At 67.3% G+C, this 12,710-nt stretch carries 11 protein-coding genes; 6 read left to right on the top strand and 5 right to left on the bottom strand.

Features of this window, described 5'->3' with window-relative positions; all coding sequences use genetic code 11:
- Positions 1 to 303: hypothetical protein (locus tag MELE44368_RS20835; protein ID WP_164890184.1), on the bottom strand; the 303-nt coding region annotated here is incomplete at its 3' end.
- Positions 304 to 411: 108 nt separating this feature from the next.
- A complete protein-coding gene (locus MELE44368_RS20830; protein ID WP_128110254.1) occupies positions 412 to 3,063 on the bottom strand; it encodes a helix-turn-helix transcriptional regulator in 2,652 nt (883 codons plus the stop codon).
- Between the two features lie 154 nt (positions 3,064 to 3,217).
- Here MELE44368_RS20830 and MELE44368_RS20825 point away from each other — a divergent pair, with 154 nt between their 5' ends.
- The 3 genes from MELE44368_RS20825 to MELE44368_RS20815 all read left to right on the top strand — a co-directional run bounded on the left by MELE44368_RS20825 (position 3,218) and on the right by MELE44368_RS20815 (position 6,351).
- Positions 3,218 to 4,789, top strand: coding sequence for a flavin-containing monooxygenase (locus MELE44368_RS20825; protein WP_128110253.1), 1,572 nt, complete (start codon positions 3,218 to 3,220; stop codon positions 4,787 to 4,789).
- 63 nt (positions 4,790 to 4,852) lie between these two features.
- A complete protein-coding gene (nrdF, locus tag MELE44368_RS20820) occupies positions 4,853 to 5,815 on the top strand; it encodes a class 1b ribonucleoside-diphosphate reductase subunit beta (protein WP_128110258.1) in 963 nt (320 codons plus the stop codon).
- 89 nt (positions 5,816 to 5,904) lie between these two features.
- On the top strand, positions 5,905 to 6,351 hold the full coding sequence (locus tag MELE44368_RS20815; protein ID WP_128110252.1) for a hypothetical protein: 447 nt from the start codon (positions 5,905 to 5,907) through the stop codon (positions 6,349 to 6,351).
- A 6-nt stretch (positions 6,352 to 6,357) separates the two neighbouring features.
- Here the strand turns inward: MELE44368_RS20815 and MELE44368_RS20810 are convergent, their stop codons facing one another.
- Both MELE44368_RS20810 and MELE44368_RS20805 read right to left on the bottom strand, forming a co-directional pair.
- Positions 6,358 to 6,633, bottom strand: coding sequence for a YciI family protein (locus MELE44368_RS20810; RefSeq protein ID WP_128110251.1), 276 nt, complete (start codon positions 6,631 to 6,633; stop codon positions 6,358 to 6,360).
- Between the two features lie 10 nt (positions 6,634 to 6,643).
- Positions 6,644 to 7,753: an iron-siderophore ABC transporter substrate-binding protein gene (locus tag MELE44368_RS20805; protein ID WP_128110250.1), complete on the bottom strand. Its 1,110-nt coding sequence runs from the start codon at positions 7,751 to 7,753 to the stop codon at positions 6,644 to 6,646.
- Positions 7,754 to 7,912: 159 nt separating this feature from the next.
- Between MELE44368_RS20805 and ctaD the strand changes: the two genes are divergently transcribed.
- Both ctaD and serB read left to right on the top strand, forming a co-directional pair.
- On the top strand, positions 7,913 to 9,643 hold the full coding sequence (gene ctaD, locus MELE44368_RS20800; RefSeq protein WP_128110257.1) for an aa3-type cytochrome oxidase subunit I: 1,731 nt from the start codon (positions 7,913 to 7,915) through the stop codon (positions 9,641 to 9,643).
- A 69-nt stretch (positions 9,644 to 9,712) separates the two neighbouring features.
- On the top strand, positions 9,713 to 10,960 hold the full coding sequence (gene serB / locus MELE44368_RS20795) for a phosphoserine phosphatase SerB (RefSeq protein ID WP_128110249.1): 1,248 nt from the start codon (positions 9,713 to 9,715) through the stop codon (positions 10,958 to 10,960).
- Positions 10,961 to 11,042: 82 nt separating this feature from the next.
- Here the strand turns inward: serB and yczR are convergent, their stop codons facing one another.
- Positions 11,043 to 12,485 (bottom strand): MocR-like transcription factor YczR, encoded by a 1,443-nt coding sequence (gene yczR / locus MELE44368_RS20790; RefSeq protein ID WP_128110248.1) that lies wholly within the window; start codon positions 12,483 to 12,485, stop codon positions 11,043 to 11,045.
- 65 nt (positions 12,486 to 12,550) lie between these two features.
- Here yczR and MELE44368_RS26765 point away from each other — a divergent pair, with 65 nt between their 5' ends.
- The gene (locus MELE44368_RS26765; protein WP_164890183.1) at positions 12,551 to 12,706 is read left to right on the top strand and encodes a hypothetical protein; all 156 of its coding nucleotides are present in this window, start codon (positions 12,551 to 12,553) and stop codon (positions 12,704 to 12,706) included.
- Positions 12,707 to 12,710 lie beyond the last annotated feature (4 nt).

The raw sequence follows: 12,710 nt of genomic DNA, 5'->3' as shown, positions 1-12,710 counted from the left end.
GCTGGAGCCGTCGGGGTTGGTGACGATGCCGGTGTCGCGGTCGAGTTTGGCGCCGCCGATCTCGGTGGATGGTTTGTGGACGGGGTCCGTTGATGCGCCGGTGCGCATGTCGTGGCTGGAGCCGTCGGGGTTGGTGACGATGCCGGTGTCGCGGTCGAGTTTGGCCTCGCCGGCCTCACGGGTGGGTGCCTCGCGGACGGAACTTGACGACGCACCGGTGCGGGCGTCGTGACCAGGACCGTCGGACCGCCTAACCGTGCCAGGTCGGTCCACGCCGACGCGGCCGCTGTTGTCGTCTGCCATGACGGTCTCCCTCGTTGCGTGTTTCAGCCGCAACGTATGGCCGCCGCCCCGCAGGAGCCCGCGTAGTTCACTACCCGAGTTACTCGGTGCGTCGAACGCAAGTGCGAATCACGCGAGCCGATCGGTCGGGCGGTTTTCGGCGGACCGTCCCTGAACCATGGCGATGAGTTCTTCGCGGGTACTGACGCCGGTCTTCTGCGACGCCTGAAACAGGTGCCCCTCGACCGTGCGCACGGACAACACCAGCAGGTCGGCGATGGCGCGGTTGGACAGCCCCCGGGCGGCAAGGGTGACGATTTCGCGTTGCCGCGCAGTCAGCGGCAAGTCGATTCCGTTGGCCCGCAGCGCATATGTGTGTGCGCCGGTCTCGCCGGCCAGGCGCTGTGCCACCGCGGTCGCGGTGAGACTCGCACCGCGGCGCCCGTGCCCGCGAAGCACAATGGCGGCCTGGGCGGCGGCATCGGCCGCTGCGACACGATCGCCGAAGGCCTCGTAGCACCGTGACGCCTCGAGCAGGCCGGTGCCGTCGTGGGCGTGCAACGCGGCCGAATGCGCTGCCGCGGCAATCACTCTCGGCCCGCCGACGAACGCCGACAATTCTGCGAGGCGGTCCGCGCAGGAGCTGTCACCGAACTGCATCGCCGTTTGCAGGCACATCACCTCACGGGTCGGACGATGCAGCGCGCGGGCCTGGTCGGCGGCCTCGAGCGCGGCCCGCACCGCCAGGCTCGGAAGACCGCGGGCGGCGTCGATCCATGCCGCGGCGAGCGCTTGATCGGTCTCCCAGTAGCGAAAGCCTCCGGCTTCGGCGACCGGCCGGCCGGCCAGTGCCTGTTCGGCGGCCTCCGCATCTCCCGCCATCGCCAGCGCCGTCGACAACCAAACCTCGCTGAGTCGGAAGGTGCCCTCGGGCTCGTCCTCCAGCTCAGGTGAAAGCAGCGCCGCCGACTCGCGAAGCCACTTGCATGCTGCCGTCAGATCCCCGGCCGCCAGTTCGGCGAGCGCGACGATAAGTGTGCTGATGTATCGCGAACCCGCGACATCGTGCGCGTCGTACCTCAGTTCGGCCGCGACTTGGCGGGCCTTCTGCACATGACCGGCCAAACACAGCCCGTCGACGTAGGCCACGCCCATGCGGAACCGCAGATGCGATGCGCGCGCATCACCGCGCGCGAACGCGTGTCCGTGCGCTGCGCTGGAAAGCCGTTCGGTACAGCCGAGATCGGCGAGGCCGTACACCAGGCCCCATAGGCCCATCATGCGCGGCAGGCCCGCCACCTCTCGCGACGCGAGCGCTTCGGTGGCCAACTCGACCGCGGTCGATGGCTGGCCTCGGGCCGCGTGACAGGATGCGCGGACCGCGTTGACGGCGTGGGCAAGCCCGCAACCGGCGGCCGCCTGTTGGGCCGCGTCAAGTTCTCGTTCGGCGGTGACCGGTTCGCCGAGAACCCACGTCAAGTTGGCCGCACGGGCCAGCGCAATGTGCACGCGTTCGGCGTCCTCGGTGGCGCTGGCCGCCAGCCGGCCCAGGATCTTCTCAGCCTGCGCGCCCCGGGCGGCGGTGGCCAACGCGACCGCGTAGTTGAACTGCGCGGGACGTCCGGCGCCGGACTCGGTGGCAGCGCGCCCGAGCCGCATCGCCAACGGTATGTCCAGCAGCGCCAGGGCTGCGTTGGCTGCTTCGTGCAGCAGTGCCGCGTCACGGCCGGCATCGGATTCCAGGGCCAGCACGGCGCGCCGGACCGTCTGGTGCAGGGAAGGGCTGCAGACCTCGCCGATGGTGTGCGCGAGTCGTCCGCACAGGGTGCGAAGGCCTACGGGTCCGGCCATGGCCCGCCTGGCCTCCCCGAACATCGGATGTGCCAGGTGAGCGACCTGAGCCGCCGGATCGAATCGGATCAGCCCATGCTGTTGGGCCTCGTCGACCGCACCGGGCGAGGCCATGTGCAGCAGGACAGCCAACTCGACGGGCTCGGCCAGCGCCACGATGTCGAGCACCTCGACGACCTGCTCGCTGTGCCTGCCGATATTGGCCTTGATCAACTCGAGCAACCGCGGCGAGAAGTCCGGTTGACCATCCCACACCCATACCCCTGCGCGTTTGTTGAGCCGGCGGGAGGCGATCTCGTCGGTGATGAGTTGGCGTAGATACAGGGCGTTGCCGTGGGTATAGCGCCAGAGTCGCTCGGCGCTCGTCGTCTCGATTTCGTCGTCGAGCACCGCCGTCAGCAGCGTGCTCACCTCGTGAGCGGCCAGTGGCTGCAGATCCATCCGCGGCAGCCGCTCGTCCTTCCACAACGATGTGATGGCGTCGGGTGTCTGCTCACCCGAGCGCTGGGTGAGAACCACCGTCGCAATGCGTCGGTGAACCAATTGGTGCACGACGAGCGCGGACTGCTCATCGAGCAGGTGGGCGTCGTCGATTCCGACCACCGGCCGCGTCGGGGATGTCGTCGACGATGGGGAGCCGACCAGCGCGTCGATGATTTCCTGGACCCGTCGCAGCGGGTCGGGGCCGAAACCGCTCGCGAATTCGGCGAACACTCCCAACGGCACAGATCGCGCGGACTCCGTCGCCAGAAGCCAGTGGCATCGGCGGCCTCGCCGTTGTGCCTTCGCGAGCGCTTCGCGGGCCAGGCGCGTCTTGCCGACGCCGGCGCTGCCCGCGATGAGGATCCCGGCCGCTGCCGGCTCAGCGATAGCACCAGAGACGACCGCCAGTTCTTCGTCTCGTCCGATCAGCGGCCAGCCGCCGCGCACCCATCCAGTTTATTTCCCGACCCGGGTTCGCCGTGGGCGATCGGGCGGCGGCCAGGTGCGCTCGAGCAGACACACCACGTACCCTGAACCTAGTATCCGGTACCGCCGGTCCCAGGATGGGCCCATGCCGGAGGTGAAAGAGGGGAGACCGATCATGACGGTTGCCGAGCACGAGGCGGAGACCGTAGCCGCCAAGCCGGTGCATACCCGCGCGCTGATCATCGGCACCGGATTCTCCGGCCTGGGGATGGGCATCGAGCTGCAGAAGCGCGGCGTCGAGTTCCTGATCTTGGAGAAGGCCGACGAGATCGGCGGCACCTGGCGTGACAACACCTACCCGGGCTGCGCCTGCGACATCCCGTCGCACATGTACTCGTTCTCCTTTGAGCCCAAGCCGGACTGGAAGCACATGTGGTCGTTTCAGCCGGAGATCTTCGACTACCTCAAGGGGGTGGCCGACAAATACGGGCTGCGACGGTACATCCGGTTCGGCTCGCACGTGGACCGAGCGCACTGGGACGAGGAGGAGATGCGCTGGCATGTGTTCACCAAGGACGGCCGGGAATTCGTCGCGCAGTTCGTGATCTCCGGCGCCGGCGGACTGCACATCCCGCTGATCCCCGACTTCGAGGGCCTCGACGAATATCAAGGTGCCGCTTTCCATTCCGCGGAGTGGGATCACGGCGTCGACCTGACCGGCAAGCGCGTCGCGGTGATCGGAACCGGGGCGAGCGCGATCCAGATCGTGCCCGAGATCGTCAAAGACGTTGCCGCGCTGCAGCTTTACCAGCGCACCCCGGCGTGGGTGATGCCGCGGCCGAACAACCCGATCCCCGAGTGGATGCAGCGGATGTTCGCCACGGTGCCGGGTACCCGCCGACTGATGCGCGCGGGTATCTACTGGGCCCACGAAGCCGTCGGGTTCGCCATGACCCGCGAGCCCCGGCTGCTGAAAATCGGTGAGCTGCTGGGCAAGTGGAACATCAATCGGTCGATCAAAGACCCCGAGTTGCGGCGCAAACTCACCCCTGACTACCGGGCGGGCTGCAAGCGCATCCTCAACTCCGACACCTACTACCACGGTATCGCCAACCCGAAGACCGAGGTGATCACCGACGGGATCGCGCGGTTCACGCCGAGCGGCATCGTCACGGCCGACGAGCACGGACGCGCCACCGAAAGAGAGGTCGACGTCGTCGTGTTCGCCACCGGCTTCCACGTGACCGACTCCTACACCTACGTGCACATCAAGGGCCTCGGCGGGGAGGACCTGGTCGACCGGTGGAACCGGGAGGGGATCGCGGCGCTGCGCGGCATCACCGTCGCTGACATGCCCAACCTGTTCTTTTTGCTCGGCCCGAACACCGCGCTGGGGCACAACTCGGTGGTGTTCATGATCGAGTCGCAGATCCGCTACGCCGCCCAGGCCATCGCGGCGGTCGACCGCGCAGGCGCGCAGGCGTTGACCCCGACGCGCGAAGCCCAGGACCGCTACAACGCCGAGCTGCAGGACGAGCTGGCGGGCACGGTGTGGAGCACCGGTGGTTGCCGAAGCTGGTATCTCGACGAGCACGGCGTCAACCGGACGCTGTGGAGCGGGATGACCTGGCAGTACTGGCTGGCGACCCGCACATTCGACCCGTCGGAGTACCGGATCTGGGGAACTCGCCGCGACACGCCAACACAAGATGTCGCGGTTCCAGACGTTGTCGCCCCCCAGGGGTAGTGTCGGAGACGCCGATTCGGCAACCTGTTTCTGCGGCGGAATGGAGTGCTGGTGTCCGAGGGTATGAAGCTGATTGACCGCGTCTCGGCGATCAACTGGAACCGTCTTCAGGACGAGAAAGACCTCGAGGTCTGGCACCGGCTGACCGGCAACTTCTGGTTGCCGGAGAAGGTGCCGGTGTCCAACGACATCCAGTCCTGGAACACGCTGACCGACGCCGAGAAGCAGCTGACGATGCGGGTGTTCACCGGGCTGACGCTGCTGGACACCATCCAGGGCACCGTCGGCGCGGTCAGCCTGATCCCCGACGCGATAACCCCGCACGAAGAGGCGGTGCTCACCAACATCGCGTTCATGGAGTCGGTGCACGCCAAGAGCTACAGCAACATCTTCTCGACGTTGTGCTCGACCGCCGAGATCGACGAGGCGTTCCGCTGGTCGGAGGAGAACCCGAACCTGCAGCGCAAGGCGTCGATCGTCATGCAGTACTACCGCGGTGACGAGCCGCTCAAGCGCAAGGTGGCCTCCACGCTGCTGGAGAGCTTCCTGTTCTACTCGGGCTTCTATCTGCCGATGTACTGGGCCAGCCGGGCCAAGCTGACCAACACCGCCGACATGATCCGGTTGATCATCCGTGACGAGGCGGTGCACGGCTACTACATCGGCTACAAGTACCAGCGTGGTCTGGCGCTCGAGGAGCCGGCCAAGCAGCAGGAGCTCAAGGACTACACCTACGAGCTGCTGTTCGAGCTCTACGACAACGAGGTCGAGTACACCCAGGACCTCTACGACGGGGTGGGGCTGACCGAGGACGTCAAGAAGTTCCTGCGCTACAACGCCAACAAGGCGCTGATGAACCTGGGGTATGAGGCGTTGTTCCCGCGTGACGAGACCGACGTCAACCCGGCGATCCTGTCCGCGCTGGCGCCCAACGCCGACGAGAACCACGACTTCTTCTCCGGCTCGGGCTCCAGCTACGTGATCGGCAAGGCCGTCAACACCGAAGACGAGGACTGGGACTTCTAGACGCCCAAAGGGACAAACGGGCGCGAAAGTGCGAGTGGATTGCGCCATTTCGTCGGTCTCGGCGCCGCGGTCGTGAGAGCATCCCGGCCATGGTTCGACACCTGATCGCAGCGTCGGGCGCAGTCGCGGCCCTCGTCGCAATACCCCTGGCGCCAGCTGCCGCGGCCGACGACAGCCGAGTGCTGCTGCTCGACGAGGGGCAGGTGCGCTGTCAGGTCAGCGCCGACGACGTCGCCCGCGGCGGCGGGCCCATGGTGGTCTGTCAACGCACCGACGGGCTGCCGTTCGCCCAGTCGAGTTTTTCGGCGGAGAAGCACAGCGTGCGCCTGCCCGTCGCGGTGAAGGAAGGCACGGGCGAGTTCTACTGGGCCAAGGGCAGCGTTCCGGACACGGGCGACCCGACGGTGCTGAACGCCGGCCAGACCATTCACCTCTACGGCTGGACGATCGAGGCCGACCGGCTACGCACCCGCATCGCCTACGACGGCAGCGGTCACGGCATCTACATCGCCAAGGAAGACATCAACCAGTTCTGAAACTTCTCAGAGCCCCGGCGCGCGGAAGGCGCCGTTGAACGACACCCGTTCGTAGCGCGCCACCCCGGCGCTCGTGTACGGATCGCGGTCGACGATGTCCTGGGCCTCCTGCGCGCTGATGTCGCCGGTGATCAGCACCGCGCCGGATTCGTCCTCCCGGCGGCCGGCCAACAGGATTCGGCCCGCCTCGACCTCCCCCTTCAGCCATTCCAGGTGCGCCGGGCGGGACTGGTTGATGACGTCTGGCGGCTGCAGATACGTCGATGTGAGGACGTGGAACACGTCCGCGAGACTAGTTGATCGGCGCGTTGATCCAGCGCAGGTCATCGAGGATGCCGCGTGCGGCGACGATGCCCTCACCGGTGTGCCACACCTCGTTGTTCACGGCGAAGACGCGGTCGTCGCGGTTGGCCGACAACTTCTTCCACGCGTCGCTTTTCAGCACCGTGGTCGCGTGCTCCTTGGCCTCGCCAGTGGCAAACGAGATGTAGACGATGTCGCCGTCGGCGGCAGACAGGTCGGGGGAGTTGGCCAGATCGGTGTCGGTGATTCCGATCTCGATGTAGGGCCTATCGGTAAAGCGTTGGGCCGCAGGACGATCCACGCCGGCAGCGGCGAGCACGCTGGCGGGGAAGTTGTCGGCGCCGAAGACGCGCATGGTGGTGTCGGTGAACTGGACGACCGAGGCTTGGTAATGGGTGGCGTCGTTCTCGGCGCCGGTTCTCTCCGCCGCCTTCTCGAAACCCTCGATCAGCCCGTTGGCGGCGTCCAGCCGTCCGGTCGCCGCGCCGACCGTGCGCAGGTTGTCCTGCCACCCGGGGCCCGGCGCCTCGGTGAACACCGTCGGCGCGATCTCCGACAGCGCCCCGAACGCCTCAGGCGTCAGCGCCTGCGACCCGAGGATCAGATCGGGTGAGGCGTCGCGGATGCCCTCCAGATCGGGTTCGCTGCGGGTGCCCACGCCCGGCACGTCGTGGATGACGGTGCCGAGGTACGACGGCTGATCGGGGGACCCGTCCGGCAGGGCCGCCGCCACGATGCGCGACTGCAGCCCCAGCGCGCACAGTGCGTCGAGCTGATCACCGGAGAGCACCACGATGCGCTGCGGATCCGCGCGCACCTCCGTCTCACCCGCGGCGTGGCGCACGAGACGGTCCGGGGGTCCGGGGTCAACGGCAGCCGGGTCGGGGGCACAGGACTCGTCGGGACGACGCTGGTTGCCGAGCACCCCCGCGCTGGCAATCCTGGTCGTGCTGGTGATGACCGACTGGGTGTCGGACTCCGGGGCGTCGCCGCCGAGCTGACCGCACCCACTGATCAGCGTCAGCGACACCACGGCGACGGCGACGGGCACCGCGGACCGGGCAGCCCGCACGCCCGCGCGCGCTCCGCTGATCAGCACGTCGCCGACGGTAACATCCGGGGAGTTCCGCGCTGGTCAGCGACCGTCACGCGGCATATACGACGGTTTGTAGGACCACCGCGAGCCCCGACTTTTAGGGAAGCTAGGATTCATCGTTGACACTGCGGGGATGCCCCGACCAGACGTATGGAGGACCTGTTGGTAGCCGAAGCGCCCCCCATCGGACAACTCGAGGTTCGTCGTCCCTTTCCGGCGCGGCTTGGACCCAAGGGCAACCTGCTCTACAAGCTGATCACCACCACCGATCACAAGCTGATCGGCATCATGTACTGCGTCACCTGCTTCGTCTTCTTCTTCGTCGGCGGGCTGATGGCGCTGTTCATGCGTACCGAGCTGGCGATGCCGGGGCTGCAGTTCCTGTCCAACGAGCAGTACAACCAGCTGTTCACCATGCACGGCACGGTGATGCTGCTGTTTTACGCCACACCGATCGTGTTCGGGTTCGCCAACCTGGTCCTGCCGCTGCAGATCGGCGCGCCCGACGTGGCCTTCCCGCGGCTGAACGCGTTCTCGTTCTGGCTGTTCCTGTTCGGCGGGCTGATCACCATCGGCGGATTCATCACCCCCGGTGGCGCCGCGGACTTCGGCTGGACCGCGTATGCGCCGCTGTCCAATGCGCTGCACTCGCCGGGCGCCGGTGGTGACCTGTGGATCTTGGGCCTGGGTGTGGCCGGTCTGGGCACCATCCTGGGTGCGGTGAACATGGTCACCACGGTGGTGTGCATGCGCGCGCCCGGGATGACGATGTTCCGGATGCCGGTGTTCACGTGGAACATCATGGTGACGTCGATCCTGGTGCTGATCGCGTTCCCACTGCTGACGTCGGCGCTGCTCGCGCTGGCCTACGACCGCCAGCTCGGCGGGCACGTCTACGACCCGGCCAACGGCGGTGTGCTGTTGTATCAGCACCTGTTCTGGTTCTTCGGCCATCCCGAGGTGTACGTCATCGCGTTGCCGTTCTTCGGGATCGTCAGCGAGATCTTCCCGGTGTTCAGCCGCAAGCCGATCTTCGGCTACACCACGCTGGTCTACGCCACCATCGGCATCGCCGCACTGTCGATCGCGGTGTGGGCGCACCACATGTACGCGACGGGCGCGGTGCTGCTGCCGTTCTTCTCGTTCATGACGTTCCTGATCGCGGTGCCGACCGGCATCAAGTTCTTCAACTGGATCGGCACGATGTGGAAGGGGCAGTTGACGTTCGAGACGCCGATGCTGTTCTCCATCGGCTTCCTGCTGACGTTCCTGCTCGGCGGCCTGTCCGGGGTGCTGCTGGCCAGCCCGCCGCTGGACTTCCACATCACAGACACGTATTTCGTGGTGGCGCACTTCCACTACACGCTGTTCGGCACGATCGTGTTCGCCACCTACGCCGGCATCTACTTCTGGTTCCCGAAGATGACCGGTCGGCTGCTCGATGAGCGTCTGGGCAAGCTGCAGTTCTGGTTGACGTTCATCGGCTTTCAGACCACCTTTTTGGTGCAGCACTGGCTCGGCGATGAGGGGATGCCGCGGCGCTACGCGGACTACATGCCCACCGACGGCTTCACCGAGCTGAACGTGGTGTCCACCGTCGGCGCGTTCATCCTGGGTGTGTCGGTGCTGCCGTTCGCCTGGAATGTGTTCAAGAGCTGGCGCTACGGCGAACCGGTCACCGTCGACGATCCGTGGGGCTACGGCAACTCGCTGGAGTGGGCGACGTCCTGCCCGCCGCCGCGGCACAACTTCACCGAGCTGCCCCGGATCCGTTCGGAGCGGCCGGCGTTCGAGCTGCACTACCCGCACATGATCGAGCGGATGCGCGCCGAAGCCCACATCGGACGTACCCACGAACCGGCGGACGCACGGCTCGCGGACCAATCGAGTTAACCGGCTGCGGCATTCGGCGATGAGCGGGCCGAACGTATTGCCGCCGGTCGAGCCTCCTGACGAGCGCCCGTGACTGGCCAGGGACGCAACCGCTCATCGCTGTTGATCACCGTCACCGGACGCGATCAACCGGGGGTCACGTCGGCACTGTTCGAGGTGCTGTCCCGGCACAACGTGGACCTGCTCAACGTCGAACAGGTCGTCATCCGGGGCCGGTTGACGCTGGGTGTGCTGGTCGCCGCGCCGGGCGACGTCGCCGCCGGAACCCAGCTGCGCGACGAGGTGACCGCCGCGATCCACGGCGTCGGCCTGGACGTCACCATCGAACCCAGCGACACCCTGCCGGTGCTGCGCGCACCGTCCACCCACACGATCGTCGTGCTGGGCCGCCCCATCACCGCCGAGGCGTTCGGCGTGGTGGCCCGCGAACTGGCGGCGCTCGGGGTCAACATCGACACCATCCGCGGCGTATCCGACTATCCGGTAACGGGTTTGGAGCTGCGGGTGTCGGTGCCGACGGACGACATCTATCGGCAGCTGCAGACCGCGTTGGCCCGCGTCGCGGTCGCCGAGAAGATCGACATCGCGCTCGAGGACTACAGCCTGTCGCGACGGGCCAAGCGGCTCATCGTCTTCGACGTCGATTCGACCCTGATCCAGGGTGAGGTGATCGAGATGCTGGCCGCCCGCGTGGGTGCGGAGGCAGCGGTCGCCGAGGTCACCGAGGCCGCGATGCGCGGCGAACTCGACTTCGCCGAGTCGCTGCACCGTCGTGTGGCGACCTTGGCGGGTCTGCCCGCCTCGGTGCTCGAGGACGTCGGCGAGCAGATCGAGTTGACCCCTGGCGCGCGAACCACTTTGCGCACCCTGCGCCGCCTCGGCTATCACTGCGGCATCGTGTCCGGCGGCTTCCGCCAGGTCATCGCGCCGCTCGCGCACGAGTTGATGATGGATTTCGTCGCGGCCAACGAACTCGAGATCGTCGACGGTAGGCTGACCGGCCGGGTCATCGGGCCCATCATCGACCGCGCCGGAAAAGCCAAGGCGCTGCGTGATTTCGCGCAGCAGGCCGGCGTGCCGATGGAACAGACGGTGGCCGTCGGTGACGGCGCCAACGACATCGACATGCTGGCCGCCGCTGGGCTGGGCGTGGCGTTCAACGCCAAGCCCGCGCTCCGGGAGGTCGCCGACGCGTCGCTGAGCTACCCCTACCTGGACACCCTGCTGTTCATCCTCGGTATCACGCGCAGCGAGATCGAGGCGGCCGATGCCCGTGATGGGGTGATGCGCCGCGTGGAGATCCCCGACGACGAGTAGCCGGTCTCTTCGGCGAGCAGACGTGAAAACCCCCAATTGACGGTGAATTCAGGGGTCTTCGCGTCTGCTCGCGGGAGGAAAGTCAGACCACCACGGTCGCCGGCTCCCGGGTGGCCGAGCCGGTGACGCTGTACCAGGCGCGGGCGAGCAGTTCGACGGCCGCGCTCAGCTGCTCCTCGGGCAGCGTGTAGGGCACCCGGACGAACCGCTCCAGCGTGCCGTTGACGCCGAAGCGCGGGCCGGCGGGCAGGTCGAGGCCGAGGCGGGAGGCCGCCGCCGACAGTGCGGTGCTCATCGGCGCGGGCAGCCGTACCCACAGCGACATGCCCCCGGTGCCGCGACCCGGTTCCCAGTCGGGCAGATGACGGCGCAACAGCTGCTGCAGGTGTGCTCGACGTGCTCGCAGGATTTCCCTGCGCTCGGGCAGCAGCTCGTCGTGGCGCGTGAGAAGCCTTGCGGCCGCGCATTGTTCGAGAACCGCGGTGCCCATGTCGATGGACGGTCGCAGCGCCGCGATGGTCGCGATCGTGGACCGCTCGGCGCGGATCCAGCCGACCCGCAGCCCGCCCCAGAACGACTTGGACATCGAACCGACCGTCAGCACCAGGTCACGGCGTGCCGTCACCTCCGCGCCCAGCGGCGGGGGCACGGGTTGCTCCAGCCACATGTCCATGATCGATTCGTCGACGATGGTGCGGGTGCGGGTCTCGGCGATGATGCCGGCCAATCGCCTGCGGTCCGGCACCGGCATGGTCAACCCGGTGGGGTTGTGGTTGTCGGGAATCAGGTAGGCCAGGCTCGGCGAGAGTTGGTGCACCGACGCCTGCAGCGCGTCGAGATCCCAGCCGTCCTCGGTCATCGCGACCGGAACGGGGCGCGCGCCCACGGTCGTGATCGACGTCAGCGCACCGTGATACGTGGGCTGTTCGACCAGCACGCGATCGCCGGGTTGCACGTAGGTGGTGAGGATCAGGTTGATCGCGTGCAACGCGCCCGTGGTGACCATGATCTCGTCGGGCTCGGTGGGAAACCCGCGGTCGCAATATCTTTCGGCGATCGCCTGGCGCAGTGCGCTGACGCCGATGAGTTCGTGACCCGGTTCGTGCAGATACGGCGTCACGTCGTGGGTGGCTTCGGCGAACGCCTCGACGACGGCGGCGGCGGGCGCGGACAACGCGGCGGCGGCCAGGCTCACCGAGTGCGGCGCGGCATCGGCGCGCAACGACGGGGTGACCGGAAGCGCGGTCGTGCTGCGCGCGCCGCGGCGGGCGTGGAGATAGCCGTCGTCGCGCAGCTGGGCATAGGCGGCGGTGACGGTGGTGCGTGACACCCGCAGCGCCTCGGCGAGCGCGCGTTCGCTGGGCAGTCGCGCGCCGACCGGCAGGCGCCCGTCGACGATCAGCAACCGGATGGCATCGGCCAGTCCCCGGTAGGCGGGTCCACTGTGACTGGATGTGCGCCAGTTGCCCAATTTGCGGGCCAAAAGGGTCGCACTGAGCGTATGTCCGGAGAGTTCGGCGGTCATTTGCAGGCCAGTATGCGCTGACTGGCTATTGAATAGCAAGCCAGTTGGCCGGAACTATCAGGTGCATGAGAGCGAATTGGACGTCACGATTGGGCCGGCGGCTGAGCCAGCTGTTCAGCTGGCAGGGGCCCAGGGGCAGTGTCGACTTCACCGACCGCGACGCCGAACGGATGGCCCGCGAACTGGAGTTGATCCGGTTGCGTTTCCCGCACCACTCGTGAAGCG

Origin of the sequence: Mycolicibacterium elephantis DSM 44368, assembly GCF_004014805.1 — a bacterium.
GTDB classification, from domain to species: domain Bacteria; phylum Actinomycetota; class Actinomycetes; order Mycobacteriales; family Mycobacteriaceae; genus Mycobacterium; species Mycobacterium elephantis.
Note: the sequence above shows the minus strand (reverse complement) of the source record. Positions and strands in the feature narration are given on the sequence as shown.